15 protein-coding genes and 1 tRNA gene are annotated in these 18739 nt (G+C 50.1%); 3 read left to right on the top strand and 13 right to left on the bottom strand.

Translation table 11 applies throughout. From position 1 onward, the window contains the following. Positions 1-381: 381 nt before the first annotated feature. Complete coding sequence (locus J7438_RS05445) at positions 382-1428, top strand: AraC family transcriptional regulator (RefSeq protein ID WP_209275734.1); 1047 nt, start codon at positions 382-384, stop codon at positions 1426-1428. A 2-nt stretch (positions 1429-1430) separates the two neighbouring features. Here the strand turns inward: J7438_RS05445 and J7438_RS05440 are convergent, their stop codons facing one another. Continuing rightward, positions 1431-2672: a saccharopine dehydrogenase family protein gene (locus J7438_RS05440; protein WP_209275733.1), complete on the bottom strand. Its 1242-nt coding sequence runs from the start codon at positions 2670-2672 to the stop codon at positions 1431-1433. Positions 2673-3064: 392 nt separating this feature from the next. On the opposite strand from J7438_RS05440, the gene J7438_RS05435 reads away from it, so the two are divergent. Further along, complete coding sequence (locus tag J7438_RS05435) at positions 3065-4978, top strand: hypothetical protein (protein ID WP_209275732.1); 1914 nt, start codon at positions 3065-3067, stop codon at positions 4976-4978. 276 nt (positions 4979-5254) lie between these two features. Here J7438_RS05435 and J7438_RS05430 read toward each other — a convergent pair. The 5 genes from J7438_RS05430 to alaS form a co-directional block, all read right to left on the bottom strand. Continuing rightward, positions 5255-5347, bottom strand: a tRNA-Ser gene (locus J7438_RS05430). Between the two features lie 86 nt (positions 5348-5433). Continuing rightward, positions 5434-7587, bottom strand: a complete 2154-nt coding sequence (locus tag J7438_RS05425) for a WD40 repeat domain-containing protein (RefSeq protein WP_209275731.1) — start codon at positions 7585-7587, stop codon at positions 5434-5436. 356 nt (positions 7588-7943) lie between these two features. Next, positions 7944-8198: a carbon storage regulator CsrA gene (csrA, locus tag J7438_RS05420; protein WP_286196421.1), complete on the bottom strand. Its 255-nt coding sequence runs from the start codon at positions 8196-8198 to the stop codon at positions 7944-7946. A gap of 438 nt (positions 8199-8636) precedes the next feature. After that, a complete protein-coding gene (locus tag J7438_RS05415) occupies positions 8637-9878 on the bottom strand; it encodes an aspartate kinase (protein WP_209275730.1) in 1242 nt (413 codons plus the stop codon). Positions 9879-10207: 329 nt separating this feature from the next. Beyond that, entirely contained in the window at positions 10208-12847 is a 2640-nt protein-coding gene (gene alaS / locus J7438_RS05410; RefSeq protein ID WP_503003888.1) for an alanine--tRNA ligase, read from the bottom strand. Positions 12848-12869: 22 nt separating this feature from the next. On the opposite strand from alaS, the gene J7438_RS05405 reads away from it, so the two are divergent. Next, positions 12870-13046, top strand: a complete 177-nt coding sequence (locus J7438_RS05405; protein WP_209275728.1) for a hypothetical protein — start codon at positions 12870-12872, stop codon at positions 13044-13046. 4 nt (positions 13047-13050) lie between these two features. Here the strand turns inward: J7438_RS05405 and J7438_RS05400 are convergent, their stop codons facing one another. The 7 genes from J7438_RS05400 to J7438_RS05370 all read right to left on the bottom strand — a co-directional run bounded on the left by J7438_RS05400 (position 13051) and on the right by J7438_RS05370 (position 18739). After that, positions 13051-13710 carry a tRNA-uridine aminocarboxypropyltransferase gene (locus tag J7438_RS05400; protein ID WP_209275727.1) on the bottom strand — a complete coding sequence of 220 codons (660 nt, stop codon included), beginning with the start codon at positions 13708-13710 and terminating at the stop codon, positions 13051-13053. A gap of 109 nt (positions 13711-13819) precedes the next feature. Then, entirely contained in the window at positions 13820-14275 is a 456-nt protein-coding gene (locus J7438_RS05395; protein WP_209200100.1) for a regulatory protein RecX, read from the bottom strand. A 4-nt stretch (positions 14276-14279) separates the two neighbouring features. Further along, a complete protein-coding gene (gene recA / locus J7438_RS05390) occupies positions 14280-15395 on the bottom strand; it encodes a recombinase RecA (RefSeq protein ID WP_209200099.1) in 1116 nt (371 codons plus the stop codon). A 141-nt stretch (positions 15396-15536) separates the two neighbouring features. Next, on the bottom strand, positions 15537-16031 hold the full coding sequence (locus J7438_RS05385; RefSeq protein ID WP_209200098.1) for a CinA family protein: 495 nt from the start codon (positions 16029-16031) through the stop codon (positions 15537-15539). 161 nt (positions 16032-16192) lie between these two features. Beyond that, entirely contained in the window at positions 16193-16720 is a 528-nt protein-coding gene (locus tag J7438_RS05380; protein WP_209200097.1) for a DUF3299 domain-containing protein, read from the bottom strand. A gap of 10 nt (positions 16721-16730) precedes the next feature. After that, the gene (locus J7438_RS05375; RefSeq protein ID WP_209275726.1) at positions 16731-17993 is read right to left on the bottom strand and encodes an ABC transporter permease; all 1263 of its coding nucleotides are present in this window, start codon (positions 17991-17993) and stop codon (positions 16731-16733) included. Then, complete coding sequence (locus J7438_RS05370) at positions 17993-18739, bottom strand: ATP-binding cassette domain-containing protein (protein ID WP_286196420.1); 747 nt, start codon at positions 18737-18739, stop codon at positions 17993-17995. Before J7438_RS05370 ends, J7438_RS05375 begins: the two co-directional genes overlap by 1 nt.

The following is an 18739-nucleotide window of genomic DNA, read 5'->3' as shown; positions in this document are numbered from 1 at the left end:
AAGGCTATTCCGATAACGGTTCAATGCCATTTTTGGGCCGATATGACTGGCACACCCTACTGGCAATATAGAGAGCCATGACAGTTTTATTAAGCTCTGACAGGTCGATGAATGATTCCATCATCCTCTTGCAATATTTTTCTCACTATTTCGCTTTATCTTACTGAGCTGATTTGACTGGCAATCCATATCAAGCCTGAGCAATCAAACCTTCATCAATCTGTAACAAATTATTAATAATTGCCCTGTGTAATTGCTGTCATCAGCTTTTAATAACAATAAAAACCCGTGGACAGAAAACCAGGTATCACTCCTCTTAACCGGACTGACCTGCGAGCCGGGCGCAGCCCAGATCAATCAGTTTTCCTGACCGGGTAAAAAATGGATGTAGCCAACAGTAATATGGAGATACAACGACAAAAGCAGTGGCTGGAAAACGACAGTCGATTTATAAAAGCGCACCAGCAACCGGCGGTATTGATTGATCTGGCAAGCAGTCGGGGTGTCGAAAAGCATCGGTTACTGCGGCATACCGGGCTATTTTACGAGGATATTATTACCGGCAATGAGATAATCAGTCCTGAGCAGTTTCTTCAGCTTATCAGCAATACCAGAAAGCTGCTCAAAAGTGATGATATCAGTTTTCTATTTGGCCACCGGCTGTTTCCCGGAAACTACGGCAACTTGACCGAAGCCCTGCTCTGCTCAGGCAATCTCTATCAAGCGCTGAAAATGCTCTGTTGCGATTCCCTGACCTCCTCTCCGTTACTGGCCATGCATATGCAAATGGATGACCAGTTTTGCCACATCCGTTTCTTTGACACCTGTGGTCTGCAGGAGAACGACCGGTTTGTACTGGAAACCATGATGGCAGCCATCAGCCAGCTAAGCCGCTGGCTGTCAGGTAATAAACCGGTCTGGAAATACAACATCAGCCAATCACCGCCTGAATATATCGAGCAGTTCCATGTTCATCTTGGCGAAAACATAACCTTTAATGCCCAGGCAGATTCGATCGTCATCCCAAAAGACTGCCTTTTTCAGGCCTGGCCCAATGGCAAGGCAACCGCTTATGAAGTGGCAAAACAGCGATGTGAGGCTGGATCTGAACAAAATGGCAGCCTGTTCATTGCTGCCGTCGTTGATTTCCTGTACCGGGAAGTCAGACACTCTCCCTCACTTGAGCAAACAGCATCAGCCTTCTGTATGAGTCCGGCCACGTTGAAAAGGAAACTGAAGAAACACCGCACCCATTTCCAGGCATTACAGGATATTGTGCGCAAACAGGTGGCTGTCTATCTGTTCAACTACCGGGGCTACAGCAATGAGCAGGTAGCTGAATGGTTAAATTTCAGTGACACGAGTAACTTTCGCAGGGCCTTCATCCGATGGACAGGCATCACACCAACGTTGCTAAAAGCCTCCTGATTCTAATCAACAACTTCAAACTTGACCTCAGCATCTTTTTCCAGCCGCTCAATAAGCCGGTCACCAAACAGGGTGGACGTTGTCCAGAAACCACCCGCCTTACCGCTTTTCTGCCGGTTATCGTGAAAGTCCAGGGCCAATCCTGCTGCCACCTGTCCCAGCATTCTGGCGGTAGAGCCATAGCCCGGATCGCCCTGGCCGACAACACGGGTGCGAATCTCCTGGCCATCTGCCGTTTTGCCCAGAAAGCGAATATCATAAAACCCGGTTTTCTGGACTTTGGGAGAAGGGCCCTCACCCGGTTTTGGCAAGACAAATCGCTCCATAAACCAGCGGGTTGGCTTAATCATCATGGCAAGCATAAACAGCCCCAGCCCGGCGACCACAACATTGGACCGCAGACGACCCTTGAAACCAGCCCCCATAAGCATGGCTTCGCTGTACCTGAAATCCCTGCCATAAGGGTATTCTGCCAATGCATTGGAACGAAGGACCACCCGGGAATTAATGCCAGCCATAATGAAAGGTGCCAACCAGGCCCCAAAGCCGGAATCATACGTCGGTGTTTTGACAACTTCCTGCCTGGCCTTCAAGCCTTCATTTTCTGGGCAGAGCAGGTAAGGGTTGGCCAACTGTCGGCGTAATGCCGGGTTGTTTGCCGCCTCACGGGTGAGGTTAGTCATACTGGCCAGCGTGCCACCGGATATACCACCCCTGGCGGCTTTCACCCGCATGCTGATATCTGAACAGAATGAACCCAACACTTCCCTGGCTTTTTTCTGGGTAAAGTACACGCCCATATCAGAAGGTATTGAGTCAAAACCACTGCAATGGACAATGCGTGCACCACTGTTTCGTGCCGTTTCCTCATACCGGTCCAACATCTGTCGGATCCATTGCACCTCTCCGGTCAGGTCGCAATAATCAGTACCACTTTCTGCACAAGTCTTGACCAGTGATTCGCCGTAAAGTGCGTAAGGTCCCACTGTCGAAACAATGACCCGGGTTTGCTGGCACAATGCTTTCAATGCAGTCTCATCAGCAGCGTCAGCCAGCAGCACAGGTAGCTCAGGCTGTTGTAATTTCTGCTTTAACTGAGCCAGTTTGGCTTGAGAGCGCCCTGCTATCGCCCAATTAAGGCGCTCCTGGTCATTGTCGTTAAACCTGTCAACCAGGTACTGGCAAAGTAGTTGTCCAACGAAGCTGGTCGCTCCGAATACAATCACATCAAATTGATTATTCATAAACTCAGGAGATCTCTGTACTTTGTCGTTTTTATAAGAGACATACAGCCTACAGAATTGAGTATGAAAATGGAAAAGATAAAAGCGATATAGTCAAGGATCATCCACTCGATAACGACGGGCACCAGGAATATCTTTGGAATAATTCTGCGTAAATGGCCTGATTACTCACCACCTTTATTGGGAAGCTGACGAGACTTTTCTGTCTTGGATACTCACTTTCGTGACCACCGAAACAGGAGGTCATCCCTGCTCATCTTGTTATGGATCAGTAGTTGTACGGCACCGGGCTTTCCTATTTCCAACGCCGGGAGATTATCATTTTGAACTTATGAGTCATGAATGGGTCTCTTTATGACCATTTAAATTAAATTAAAAAGTTGGTTGACTTTATGAATCCAGGTTTCCCTCACCAGACAAGCAGTATTTATTACCCGACAAGCTCCGCGCCAAAGCAAACAGCTTATGGTCAATCTGCTACCAATGGCACAGATCCAAACGGAGCCGTTCAACATGAACGGATTAAAATCACCAGAACCATTCGAACAGAAGGCCTGAAGCCCGATCTGCATTGCTGTCATTCAGAACAACCTTCAAGCAACCCGTTACAGCCCGGTAGAGTTAAAGCTGACTATGCACACCAGCCATATTTTAATCAGCAGCCCCTGAACTACCCGGCAACCAACCGATACAGTAACACCTCCCTGACCTCACCCAGCCAGTCCTACCAGCCCATAGCAGCCCATCAGATTACTCGCTCTGACAGCCATCTGGACAGGGCACTATGTAACCAGGTGTCGGCAAAACCCACAACAGATCTACAAACACAAAACGAAATTACTGACCTCCTGAGTGAGATTTGTGACAAACCATCCGTTCCACCACAAAATCAAATGGGCAAGACCGGCTCATCCTTTACGACTTACCAGCCTGCGAACATTTATGCCAGTCATTCTATTTATCCGGGCACGTGGTTTTCAGACACGAAAGAGCCAGCCTTCTGGCACTTTTCGCAGGGCAATCAAGCCTTTCATACTTCGTACCCTGGATTCGGAGCAGGCGCAAATGCCAGTATCATGGGCTACGGACAGCAGCCCCTCACACCAACAATCACACAATCAAAAAACTTTATACCAAACCCTCTCCTTTCACCCTCAAGAAAGCGTCTGCTAAATCAGGACTTGAGTCATCAGGCAAAATTTGGTGCGTTTACTCCCACAAAACCTTATCTCAACACCATGGCTGACAACAGCAATTCATCCACAAACTCAAATGGTGCCAATTACCAAAACTCATTTACTGCGAACCAAATGAACCATTGGATGTACTCAAACGAACTGCAACGTTTTCCGAATACCCAGCTTGCTTACTCAGCGGCCAGTAGTGATTATTTCCAGCAGCAAATGGCTCAGACCACAGCCTGGAAAAGCTATATGACGCAAAACCTCCCAACACCACATGTACAAAATCGTGCCGCCAGACCTTTACCTCCCGGACAGTCAACAAGGCCTGAGCACTCGGCAAACAGTTATCCTGTTCCGGTTTCGTCACATTCCGCTGATCAACCAGGCTCATCATCCCTGAATGCTCCCGCGAACAAATCAGCAACACAAGATTCCAATACTTTGCTACAAAGCACGGATTACGCTGATACCCAGACCAAAAATACCAGTAAAGAAACACACACCCCGTCACCGGAAAGTAAAGCATCTGATGACAGTGACAATGAGGTTGATTTTAATTGCAAAGCTCCTGAGTTTGACAGGGAGTCTGACGAAATTGTGTCATTAATCCACGGGACCGAAAACCTATTGGGTATACAAAAACTGGATTTGCCCTGGATTACCACCGCACAAGCATTGATTATTGCCGCAGATGCCATTGACGGCAACATAACCGAAGCCACGATGCATATATTGCGATTAGGCCTTTTAATGGACCAGCCAAATGAGCCAGACAATCCACTTGAGGATGTCAACCCGGAGATGGCCAGGCTAGTCAACGACTGGTATGAGCAAAGCGAAGAAGACAAAATAGAATCTGAATACTTTGAATTGCTGAATTCCATTAATAGATATAGACGAACGAAAGGTGAACCAACATTGCAGAAAAGCACTTCTTATAGCAGCGTTCTTGAAATAGCTAATGAAATATTACAGTCTGAAAGAAACGCAATGGGTAGAGATTGTTTACCACCAAAGCGTGACAGAGCCTTCCTGCCTGAATACATCCAAACTGCCTTGAAATACATTCAAGGTGACTTAGAAGGAAGCAGAACTGCAAGTAACGAGTCAAGAGAAAAGTAACTGAACTGCCAAAAAGCTATTGCCCAATTGATCAGCACCTTCCCGGGTTGAAATACCTGGGCATATCTTGAACCTGCAAGCACTCAAATGCCGAGCTACGTCTTCATGAGAAAGGAAAGAACTCAGCCACTCCGACATTAAGATGACAATGCCAGATGTTATATTCAACAGGAAACATTTAAACGTCACAGTTAGAGTAAATCCATAAATCAATATGGAGATATCCATGACAACAAAGAAGCAATAGAAAAATTTTTAGAAAAAACAAAGGAGATATGGCGGTGAGGGAGGGATTCGAACCCTCGATACGGCTACAAACCGTATACTCCCTTAGCAGGGGAGCGCCTTCAGCCGCTCGGCCACCTCACCGGGAACGATGGCTATGTTACCCTGAGCACTTTGAAAAGCAAGTCTTTTTTTAACCAGGGAAAATTTTCTAACCATCTTCCAAAGCCTCAGGTATGTGCTGTTTCCTGACCCGAAGTTGCAGGAATCTTCCAGACTAAAACAGTACTGAAATTTGAATCATCGGCAGGATCCCTTTGCTCATTGAAGCAGTAGATAAATAAATGATCACCGTCGGGGCTAAACTTGACCATTCCAACGTTATGATCCAGTATTACCTTGTCTTTTTCTACCCAATTGCCGTCATCATCGATACCCCAAAGTTGCACAAGGCCTGGCTGGTGCTGGTCCTCCCTGTCTAGTTTGTTGCCATAGGTCAGAAAATGGTTTTCCGGACCATTAAAATGGGCTCCTTCGATGCAGTAAACACCAGGGGTCGAGTTCGTCTGCGCCAGCTTGATCCATTCACCATTCATTTCACGCCCCAGAATACAGGCGGTGCCCAAACTAATGCTATAGGCAAGGCTCCCTGAGTGGGAAAACTGGGCATCAAAAATATAATCTGAATGTTGAACCACCAGCAGTTGTTCCTGCAGTTTTCCCTGACTGTCAAGGCCCTGAATTTTGACGTTCTTGCCAAAATCAAGGGTCAGTACACTGTCCTCCTGAGCGTTGAAGGCAGCACGGGAAATCCCCGTCTGATAATTACCTGCCCTTGCTTTCTCAACAAGATTACCTGCCCCATCATCACCCCAAATGCAGGCATAATTCGAACTAAAGCCATAGCTCAAAAGCAGGTTCTCTGAGGGGCTGAAGCTGATATCGCTACTGCCTGCGTGCTCAAGGGTTTGAGCTTTCAGCCTGCTGCAGTCGAAGACTTTATAGTTGACATTGGTCGGACTATAGATGGTTTCGCTGTTGCTGCCCTCTGGTTTATAAAGACTTGCCCGTAACTTACGCCCGGAGGGACTGAATCGTGCATAGGCACAATCCTGCAATTCAGTTTTTACTACCCAGGCACCGTCATCATCGTAGCCAGAAATCAAGGCTTTACGATCTTTATCAAGAGTCAGCGTGTGTTGGCCGGTGGCATTAATGGACGCATAAACTACGCTTCCCTCATGTTCGTTGAGGTGATTTAACCTACCTTCAGGATGACTGATTTCCCCAATCTGCAACCAATTGCCATCAGCATCGCATCCCACAAAGACTACCTCGTTACACTCGGTCAAGATCAGGGCATGCCGCTCATCATCACTGAACTGGACGCTTGAAATCTTGCTGTTGCACTCAATGGTCTTTATTTCCTCCAGACACTTGTTCTCATCATTACAGCTCCAAAAGGTCGCTGTTCTGCCCTCGCAAGTCAGTAAACAGTTGCTCCTGGCCCCGAAGCACATTTGAACAGAATCCTTCATCGGCCAGTGACGGATCTCTTTATTCTGGGTCAGAGGGGTCCAACGGCCATTGATATCCTCCCCCCATACACTGATTTTACCGGTTTGAACATCCCTGGTTATGATCTTGTCCTGCAAGGGGCGGAAGCCTGCCATCTCTTTAGGGCTTTCTTCATTTCCGGGGGTGTGCTCAAGCGCCACCTCCTCCTGACCAGGATCAATATCTTTACTCTTTCTCACCAGGACACTGCCATCGTGGTTGTCACTCAGGATTGTGAGTCCCGGCTTGTTGAGCTGGTAACGCATGACAGCATCAGGAGCCAGGGACTTCCAATTGTGTTCATCCAGCCATTTGCCATCCGTTCCCGGTCGCCAGATACCAAGGCGATAATCATCCCTGGAGCAGCAATGGATAACCAGGGACTCACTCGCCGGGCTGAAACTGGCATCAAAAACACCGTAACTAAAGCCGAACTTAGCTTTTAATCGCAGATAATCTGTCTGGCAGTGGAAGATATCTTCCACCATTGGGTCAATTGTGTCCGGCTGCCTGTTATTGACCGCAACATCCTGTAACTGTTGATGCTGTTGCATTGCACCGGACAAACCATCTTCTGATGATCGCTGCCTCATGGAAATATGCAGCCCGCCAATCTTGCGTTCACTGATAGTAGTTATGATGAGTCCAGGTGGTAGATCTTGTGTCAACCGTTTCAGCGATGTCTCCTGATACGATTTAGGGGCTTGCGCGATGAGTTTGTTAAAGGCCGCCGCTGCTCCATGCAGATTTTTCAGCCCCTCAAGTACCTGCTGCCCACTGTCTTCTAATCTGCCCGCAGGAGCATTGCTTGCTGCTGTTGGTTGCATGATAAATAACTCCGGTCATATTGACAAAAAGGGGATTAATCAAAGATGCAATGAGTCAGAAACACCCTTTATTGACTGTCTGACCATTCAGCTTCTGAACTGTAGATCAGCGCATTTGACAAAAGTTCCTGCCTTAAGAGATTTTTTAGTTCAGGGTCATAATCATGCTGTCTAGCCCCCTTGATTGAGCAGAATAGCTCCTTAAGACATGGCGGTGCGAACAATCAGTCGATACCATTTGGACAAATACAGATACAAAAAAGCCTGACAAACTGTCAGGCTTTTTGAAACTGTCTGCGGGGATTAAAGGGAAACCCTTAATCAAATCAGAGATATAAACGACAGTTTAATAATTATCAGTAAGACTCGTAAGATTCAGACTCGTATCCGGTCTCATAACCTTCATCTTCTTCATAAGAGCGACCAGTTCCGCCTTTCTTGTGCTCTTTTTCTTTTTGAATTCTCTGATAAATTTCTTCCCGGTGAACTGCAACCTCTTTTGGTGCGTTAACACCGATACGAACCTGGTTACCTTTAACACCCAGAACAGTGACAGTGACCTCGTCCCCTACCATCAGTGTCTCTCCTACGCGGCGAGTCAGAATCAGCATTTCAATCTCCTTATTTACATCTCTGTTAAGTCAACAACCGTCAATTCTGAGCACGCTGGTGCATTGGTTAGAAGCTGATGAAATCACCCAAAATGATCGCGTGAGATTACACGACACCAACCCCAGTACAGACATTATTTCACCTTAAAATTGCCTGACCTTTAAACTGCTTTAGTACTCAGTTCAAAGTAATGAAGTATATGCCAGCTCAACCGTTCATGCTTAAGAATTATTCAGCAAAACCAGTCTAGTCACCAAGTTCAAGATTTCCATTCGTATTTCTACCTGCCGGAAATGATTTGTGGGCTTGATCACTCTACGCTCTTTACTTTTGACTGTTTTTAAATACTTGTTGCTCTTTCCACCCTTGCTATTTCAGGTGGGTTTGGAGCAGAAGAGCCCCCTTACGAGGCTCACGGTTTTTAATATACTGATGGTTTAGACTCCATTATCTTCCATTGGTTCCCTGTCCAGCTGAAAAGCCGAGTGGAGCGCCCGAACAGCGAGCTCCAGATATTTCTCTGCAATGATAACGGAAACCTTGATTTCGGACGTTGAGATGATCTGAATATTAATCCCTTCAGCCGCCAGCGCTTCAAACATCTTGGTGGCTACCCCCGCATGGGAGCGCATGCCAACGCCAACGATGGAAACCTTGGCGATTTTCATATCACCGTGGTATTCACGGGCTTCCAGCTCTTTAACAATCTGCTCAACCACCACTTTTGCCCGCTCATAATCATTACGATGAACGGTAAAGGTGAAATCGGTGGTTTTGTCCTCAGCCGTATTCTGGACAATCATATCCACTTCAATATTGGCCCGGCTGACCGGGCCCAGTATCCGGGATGCCACACCGGGAATATCGGGTACGCCCTTAATCGTCAGCTTGGCTTCATCTCGGTTGAATGCGATGCCGGAAACTACCGGTGACTCCATGGCGATACCCTCATCCAGTGTAATCAGTGTTCCAGGGCCATCCTGGAAGGTATGCAGAACTCTCAGGTTAACATTGTATTTGCCAGCAAACTCGACGGCCCTGATCTGCAGGACCTTGGAGCCCAGACTGGCCATTTCCAGCATTTCTTCAAAGGTGATCTTGTCCAGACGACGGGCTCCCTCAACCACTCGCGGGTCAGTGGTGTAAACACCATCGACATCCGTGTATATCTGGCATTCATCAGCCTTCAGGGCCGCCGCCAGCGCTACTGCCGTGGTATCCGAACCTCCCCGCCCCAGGGTGGTGATATTATTTTCTTCGTCACGCCCCTGGAAACCGGCCACCACAACCACACGCCCCAACTCCAGGTCCCTGACGATACGCTCGGTATCAATGCGCTGGATGCGGGCCTTGGTATGGGCACTGTCAGTCACAATAGCTACCTGACTACCGGTATAGGACGTTGCAGGACAGCCCCGCTCATTGAGGGCCATACTCAAAAGACCGATGGTCACTTGCTCGCCCGTCGAGAGGATAACATCCATCTCCCGTGGCGTCGGCTGTGACTGCATGGATCGGGCAAGCTCCACCAGTCGGTTGGTTTCACCACTCATGGCGGAAACCACAACGACCACGTCGTGCCCCTGTTCGCGGAACCCTTTGACCTTATCAGCAACACCCTGAATGCGTTCAGTGGTGCCTACTGAGGTGCCGCCAAATTTCTGTACTATTAGCGCCATTTTATTCGTTCTACTTCAATCAGCCATGACCCGGAGGCTGACCGGGAATAGAGATTTTACTGCGAACACTATTCCCGGGCAGCCTCCTGATGATCAAGCTTCCCTGTACCAGCTTCCTGCTGCAACGGCCCAACACAATTTACAGAATACAGACATTCAGAAGCCGGACAGCAAAAGCTGCCATCTCTATCATTCAGTGGATGGCAGAATGTACCATGAATCACCTCCCGGGTGTATGCCTCAAAGTAATAAAAAGCGGGCTGCCCCACAGGGAACAGCCCGTTTTTACACTGACTTGTCAGAATAGCTAACCATCCTGACAACACCGCTTACCACTGCGCTTCCAGCCACCCTTTAATAGACGACAGCGCTTTTTCAAGATTCTCAGGCTGAGAACCGCCACCCTGGGCAAAATCAGGACGACCACCGCCTTTGCCACCCAGCTGCTCAGCCACCATCTTCAGCAGATCACCCGCCTTGACACGTCCGGTCAGATCTTTGGTCACACCGGCAGCCAGAGGCACCTTGCCATCCGCTTTGGTGGCCAGGAAAACGATACCTGAGCCCAGTTTGTTCTTCAGCTGGTCAACCATGTCGCGCAATGATTTGGGGTCAACACCCTCAAGCTCCGTCGCCAGCAGCTTAACGCCATTTACCTCAACCGCCTGAGAAACCAGGTCAGAACTGCCAGCGCTGGCCAGCTTCTGCTTCAGCTGCTGCAGCTCTTTTTCCAGATTCTTGCTCTGGGTAACCAGCGCCTGCAATTTGGCGTCGAGACTTTCCGGTTTGGCTTTCATCACACGACAAGCGTTGTTCAGCTCGGCAAAGCGCGTCTGCACAAAAGCTTCAGCACCCGCACCGGTCACCGCCTCGATACGACGCACACCGGCGGCAATACCACTTTCCGCAACAATTCGGAACGCACCAATATCACCGGTGCGACTGGCGTGAATGCCGCCACACAGTTCGATGGAGAAGTTGTCGGTGCCCATGGTCAGTACTCGCACTTCGTCAGCGTACTTTTCACCAAACAATGCCATGGCTCCCTTTGCCCTGGCTGCGTCCATATCCATCAGTTCAGTCTGTACCGGAGTGTTGGCACGGATCTGTTCATTCACCAGCGTTTCAATGGTTTTTAACTCTTCCGGCTTCACCGCTTCAAGGTGAGAGAAGTCAAAGCGCAGACGCTCCGGATCAACCAGAGAACCTTTCTGGGTTACATGATCACCCAGCACCTGTCTCAGGGCCGCGTGCAGCAGGTGCGTTGCCGAGTGATTCAGTGAGGTAGCATGGCGCTTGTCTGCATCAACATCGGCGGATACTTCATCGCCAGGCTTAAGTTCACCAGATACCACTTCGACAATATGGAGGTGGTGATCACCCTGCTTCCGGGTATCCACTACACGGACAGAGCCGGTGGCAAAATTCAGCAGGCCGGTATCACCCACCTGGCCGCCAGACTCTGCATAGAATGGCGTCTGTTCGAGAATAACCGTTGCCTGCAGGCCTTCAGCAATCTGCTCTACCTGCTCACCACCAACAAACAGGGAGTGAACCCGAGCCTGACCCGCCGTGTTCTCGTAGCCGGTAAAAGTGGTTGAGCCTTCGATCACCAGCTGGTCGTTGTAATCAACACCAAACTTGCTGGATGCACGGGCACGTTCACGCTGAGCCTCCAGTGCTTGTTCAAAACCCTCAATATCCACTTTCAGCTCACGCTCACGGGCAATGTCTTCCGTCAGATCCACCGGGAAACCGTAGGTATCATACAAGGTGAACAGTGTTTCACCGGAGATCACATCTCCCTGCCCACTGGCCTTCAGAGCAGCAATGCTCTCTTCCAGCAGTTTCATCCCTTTATCCAGGGTACGGGTAAACTGTTCCTCTTCCTGCAGCAGAACCCGCTCGATGTGCGCCTGGTTCTTCGCCAGATCCGGATAAGCGCCACCCATCAACTGCACCAGTGAAGCCACCAGCTTATAAAAGAAGGATTCTTTGGCCCCCAGCTTGTGGCCATGACGGCAGGCACGACGGATAATCCGGCGCAGCGTGTAGCCCCGACCTTCATTGGAGGGCATAACGCCATCACTGATCAGGAAACTGCAGGAGCGGATATGGTCAGCAATAACCCGCAGGGACGCTTCCGTGGTGGCAACGCCACCGATAATCCCGGAAGCATCGTTCAGCAGAGACTGGAACAGATCAATCTCGTAGTTGCTGTTGACATGCTGCATCACTGCGGCAATACGCTCCAGGCCCATGCCGGTATCAACCGATGGCCTGGGCAGTGGTTGCATGTCACCGTCGGCCTGACGGTTGTACTGCATAAATACGATATTCCAGATTTCAATAAAGCGATCACCGTCTTCTTCTGGCGTACCCGGACGGCCACCCCAGATATGGTCACCGTGATCATAGAAAATTTCGGTGCAGGGACCACAGGGGCCCGTATCGCCCATCTGCCAGAAGTTATCGGAAGCGTAAGGCGCTCCCTTGTTATCACCAATACGGATAATATCCTCAGCGGCGATACCAATGTCGTTTAACCAGATATTGCAGGCTTCATCGTCAGAGGCATAGATGGTGACGCAAAGACGCTCTTTAGGCAGTTTCAGCGTGCCGGTCAGAAAGTTCCAGGCAAAGTGGATCGCTTCTTTCTTGAAGTAATCGCCAAAGCTGAAATTACCCAGCATTTCAAAGAAGGTGTGGTGACGGGCGGTATAACCGACGTTATCCAGGTCATTGTGCTTGCCCCCGGCACGCACACACTTCTGGGAAGTGGCGGCACGGTTGTAGTCACGCGGCTCACGACCCAGAAAAGTGTCTTTGAACTGGTTCATCCCGGCATTGGTAAACAGCAGGGTTGGGTCGTCATGGGGTACCAGAGAGCTACTGGCAACCACTTCATGGCCGTTTTCCCTGAAGTATTCCAGAAAAGCAGAACGTATTTCGTTAGTCTTCATATACAGTTCCCACCGGGGGAGTTATCTCTTGACAGCCATGAGCGGAAAAGCCGCTCACTCCCAAACACAAAAATGGCAGCACAATCACAATGAGCAGCCTTTTCATAGTAAATTTACGCAAACCGGGGATTATATAGGAATGGCGGGAAAAAATGATCACCTCGCCCCATCATTAACAGGCTTTTTACCGGGCTTTTTTCACTGACGGTCTATTGAGCGCCAGAGCGGTACTGTTCAAGTATGCGCAGAGAGCGCGAATCCTCATCCCTTCGCTGGCCTTTGCGTGCCCATAGATAGCGGTCGCAATAGACTTGAACCAGGGCTTCCATCAGCTGGCGATTGGTGTTTTCGCCCAGCTCGCCAAGCGCTCTTGCTGCCACTTCAGCGGTACACAAGTGCTGCTCCTGACGATTGCGTCGGAGACGGTAGATGGATGGTTCTTCAGGCTGCAAGCTCAGCAAATTCAAACCATGCAGCCAGGGGCTTTGACGATACATTTTCCTGGCCTGTTGCCAGGTTGCATCAATTATAATGAAGGCAACCTTACGTTCACCCCCGGAATTATCATGCCATTGCCTTGTATTACTCTGGGCTGCATATTCCTTCGGAAACAACAGCACTGGCAACCAGTCCGGATCGTCCAGCAGTTCCAACAACACCTTATCCGGGGAGGTCCGGCTCCAGTTAAATATGCGGGTTCCGGGTATCGCCGCCTGAATCAATTTGCCCGTATTGGTTGGCTTATCAAACTCTTTATCGTGGGTAATCAGCCAGAAGCAGGCAGCAGACTCAGCCTTTGGGATTAACTGGCAGATACAGGCATACTCCGGCAAACGGCACTGATGACAATCACCCTTCGCAGCAGGCATTAGGTTAAGACACCTTCTTTGCCGTGAAAAATATTTTGCGTAACCATTTTCATTCCTGGGGGTGGCGCAAAATATTTTCACGCGCCATGGGCATTTGTGAGATTGGTGGTTATGAAGAAGAGAAAGCGGAGTATATCTGGCTCATGGAAAAGCCACGCTGGGCCAGAAATCGGGTCTGCCGGGCTTTTTCTTTATGGTCCCGGGGTGCAGAGGCACCAAACTTTCGCTCTTTTACCGTTTTTGCCAGTTCATCCCAGTGATCGTCCTGCTCCAGCAGGTATTGACCGATCAACTCGCTATCAACCCCTTTCTGAAACAGTTCCGATTTAATACGAACCGGACCGTAGCCCCGCTGTTGACGACTGTAGACAAAACTTTCAACAAAGCGGTCATCACTTTGCAACCGTTCTTCCCGCAAGCGGGTAAGCGCATCAAATACCAGTTCCCGGGGAAAACGGCCCGAGAGTTTTCGGGCCAGTTCGGTAAAACCATGTTCCCGCCGGGCCAGTAGATCCATGGCAGCCCGGCGGACATCGTTTACCGATTGAATGACATCAGCAGACATTCAATTACTCAGCCAGCAGCTCGTCCTGCTGTACACTTGCCGCTGCATCGTCGTCGCCTTTTTTGTCAGCACCTTTTTTGTCAGCACCTTTTCCGGCGTCAGCTTCGGCTTTTTTTGCAGCGTCCTTCTCCGGGGTGCTCATTAACTCAGCACGGATCTGGGATTCGATTTCAGCCGCCACTTCGGGGTTATCAGAAAGATACTGGGCAGCATTGGCTTTACCCTGACCAATCTTGGTTCCCTTATAGGCATACCAGGCACCGGATTTGTCCACCAGTTTCAGCTTGACACCCAGATCAATCACTTCGCCCATATGGTAGATGCCCTGGCCATAGAGAATCTGGAATTCAGCCTGACGGAATGGTGGCGATACCTTGTTCTTCACCACTTTAACGCGAGTTTCGTTACCGATCACCTCGTCGCCCTGCTTCACCGAACCGGTACGACGAATATCAAGACGTACAGAAGAGTAGAATTTCAGTGCGTTACCGCCGGTAGTGGTTTCCGGGTTGCCGAACATAACACCGATCTTCATACGAATCTGGTTAATGAAGATGACCATGCAGTTGGTCTGTTTGATGGAACCGGTCAGCTTACGCAGTGCCTGGGACATCAGACGGGCCTGCAGACCAACATGGGAGTCCCCCATATCACCTTCAATTTCAGCCTTGGGTACCAGGGCAGCGACGGAGTCAACAACGATGACATCGACAGCACCGGAACGGACCAGCATATCGGTGATTTCCAGCGCCTGCTCACCGGTATCCGGCTGGGAGACGTACAGGTCATCCACATTTACACCCAGCTTGCCGGCGTACTGTGGGTCCAGGGCATGTTCTGCATCAACAAAGGCACAGGTGGCACCGTGCTTCTGGGCCTGGGCAATAACGCTCAGGGTCAGCGTGGTTTTACCGGAAGATTCAGGACCGAAAATTTCAATAACACGGCCTTTCGGCAGGCCACCAATGCCCAGGGCAATGTCCAGTTGCAGAGAACCGGTAGAAATTGCGGGAATTGCTTCCTGCTTCTGATCCCCCATCCGCATGATGGCACCTTTACCAAACTGTCGGTCAATCTGGCCAAGTGCTGCTGCCAACGCTTTTTTTCTGTTATCATCCATTTTTTCACGCCCTCAGTTCGATTCTGATTTCATCAGGAACAGCTCAATAATTAATACTGTATATTTAAACAGATACTGGGTATTTGTCCAGTATATTTATTCGCTTCGACAGGAAGGAATCTTTTTTCAGGTTAACTTGCCTCAGGTCAACAGGGTCAGAACACCCAGCAACGCCTGAACAACCGTTTGCGCCCTGATCTGATCACGATCACCCTCAAGATGGAAGTGCCTTGCAGCGGTTTCCTGGCCGGTACTCCAGGCAATCCAGACGGTTCCCACAGGTTTTTCCGGTGTTGCGCCCCCCGGTCCGGCAACGCCGGTCACGGCTATGGAGATATCCGTTGCCAACAGCTTGCGGACCCCCCGGGCCATGGCGATAGCCACCTGCTCACTGACCGCACCGTATTTATTCAGCAATAATGTCGGCACATGCAGGAGATTGGCCTTTACGCCATTGGCATAGCAGATGACACCACCTTCAAACCAGGCCGAGCTTCCCGGCAACACAGTCAGGGCATGACCTATACCACCACCGGTACACGATTCAGCGGTAGACAGGGTCCAGCCCCTGGACATCAGAAGTTCAGCAATTTCACTGACAATGGGGGACGTAGCAGAATGCAGTGTGGGTTCCATGGTCACTCGCCAGTACGGTTATCAGAGGAGCCAGTCGAGATAGGATGTTATAACACGATTGGGGGAAGTCTTCACAAGTTATCATTAAATGCCCCATTACACGGCACTGTTGTCGGGGAAACATGCTTTACCCCGGAGCATCAGGGCAAAGCATTCTCTCTCTATTCAAACTCCTTCAAACTCTCCACCGTTATGGCATAGACAACGTCGGTGTACTCGGAGGTATTGTTTTCAACCCTGATCACTCCTTCCAGCCAGTAAGGGGTGTAGCCCGCTTCTGTGACTTTTATGCCCTGGTCATAGCGGACAAAAATGGTCTGGTTGGGTGGCGGTGGCGGTACATGAATACAGGCTCCCAGGGTTGGCACCAGCAACAGCTCTGTGGCTGATTGATCCTTGCCAATATTCAGCGGCACCAGGTAACCGGGAATTTTAACCCGTTGCTGATTCATGCTTTCTACCGGAATCTTGCCCAGCTCATCAATATACTCAATAGCCTCTTCCTGACTGATTTCACCCGCCTCATATTTACGGACAATTTCCTCATCCACCGGCGGCATCAGGTCATCCCAGTTGATCTCTTTGATCGCAGGCTTTTCAGGGCTTGCAGCCATGGCAAAATCCACCGGCATAAAAGCCAGCATAAGCACCACGGCCATCCAGCCAGGGTGTTGTCTTCCAGCTATCATTATTTGTCTCCTACAGCCTGACCGTCAGACCATCCGCCAATGAATGTTTATAGGCCCGCCAGGCAGGCACTGCACCCAGTATGGTCGCCGAGATAACAATGGCGGCCGCCAGAATCCACTCAAACATCCCCGGTAACGCAATGGTAATGTGCAAACCCAGCTGCATTTGCAATACCGGTTGAATGGCGAACAGCATTCCATACATCAGCAGGAAGCCCAACAGTGTACCAGTGATGGCATAGATCAGGGACTCGGTCATCATCAGGGTAAAGATATGCCAGGGCCGGGCCCCTACTGAACGGAGAATGGCCATCTCTCTGCGCCGCTCATTAAGCGACGTCAGAATGGTGGTCAGCATGCCAACCAATCCCGCAATCACCACCATCACGGAAACCGCCAGCAATGCCTTTTCCGCTGAACCCACCAACTGCCAGAGCTCGCCGAGGGCAACACCCGGTAAAATAGCCGTCAGCGCTTCCTGGCGATACTCATTCACTGCCCGCTGATACCGAAAAGCTGCCACCCGGGACTTCAAACCAACAAAATAGGCGGTAATGCTGGACGGTTGCAAATCCATGGCCCGTGCCCTGTCGGCAGAAACCGAGAACAGTGCATTAGGTGCCGCCCCATTGACCCAGTCAATGTGCAACGCCTCAATCCCCTCCAGAGAGATCATTACCACTCGATCCATAGGGGTGCCGGTGGGCTTTAACACACCAGAAATCCTGAAGGGTTTATCCTGATGCGTCTGCAGGCTCCGGCTTTCAACACCGTGACTGAGCACTATTTCCTGGTCAACCTGATAGCCAAGAACCGCTGCCACTTCAGAACCAATCACCGCATCATAGAGATCATCAAATGGCTTACCATTTTTGAAACTGATGGGCTGATCACCACCAAAACGGAAGTGTTCAAACAGGGTTTGAGCAGTACCCACCACACGATAGCCTTGATGAGAGTCCCCCAGGGCAATAGGAATAGTCCAGGCGACGGCCTTATTGGAGGAGAGTTCCTGGTAGGTTTCCCAGGTAATGTTATTGGTTGCATTACCCAGATGGAACACCGAATAGAGCAGCAGATTAAGCGAACTGCTGCGGGCACCGACCACAAGATCGGTACCGGACACGGTACTGGTAAAACTGTTCCGGGCCTCAACCCGCACTCTTTCCACACCCAGCAACAAAGCCACGCTGATGGCAATGGAGAAAATGGTCAGCAATGCCGTGGTTTTGCGATTACTCAGGCTTTTCACCGCCAGATGAAGTATTGACATTACACCACCTCCGGCGGGTCTAAAGGCCGATGTTGACTGGCCCGGTTAATTTCATTCAAGGCCACAGAGCGATCAAACAAGGCTTCCAGGGCAGAGTCATGGCTGACAAAAACCAGCGTACTGCCAGCAGCCTCACACTCAGCAAACAGCAGACGAATAAATGCCTCACGGGTATCGCTGTCCAACGCCGAGGTGGGCTCATCTGCGATCACCAGATCAGGACGGCCAATCAACGCTCTGGCTGCCGCCACTCTCTGCTGCTGGCCAATACTGAGTTCCGTCACTGGCCTTTGCAGCAACTGCGTATCGCTCAGCTCCAGATGGTTTAGCAGTCGAATCGCTTCCTGTCTGGCATCAACGCCCATGGATTGCACGTTTTCACGGCGCTTGCTGGCAAACCCCAGCGGCAGTGTGACATTGTCAACTACAGAAAGGTAAGGGATCAGGTTAAACATCTGAAAGATAAAACCGATATGATTTGCCCGGAAATGATCCCGGCGTGCCGGGGAGAAACGACCAATGTCGTTTCTCAGCACAGCGACAGAACCGGCAACCGGTGTGAGCACACCACCCAGAAGCCCCAACAGCGTCGTTTTACCCGACCCTGAAGGCCCCCGGATAAACACCTTCTCACCCTGATTGATCAACAGCTCCGGTATATCCAGAACCATTGTCCCCGGCTGCCAGCCAAACTGGACATCCTTTAGATAAATCACCTGAATCACCGGTTGACCGAGACTACTCAT

It is taken from the genome of Thalassotalea sp. G20_0 (assembly GCF_017744175.1).
Lineage (GTDB): Bacteria > Pseudomonadota > Gammaproteobacteria > Pseudomonadales > Endozoicomonadaceae > Endozoicomonas.
The sequence above is the reverse complement of the archived record's forward strand: the minus strand, read 5'-3'. Positions and strand labels throughout refer to the sequence as shown.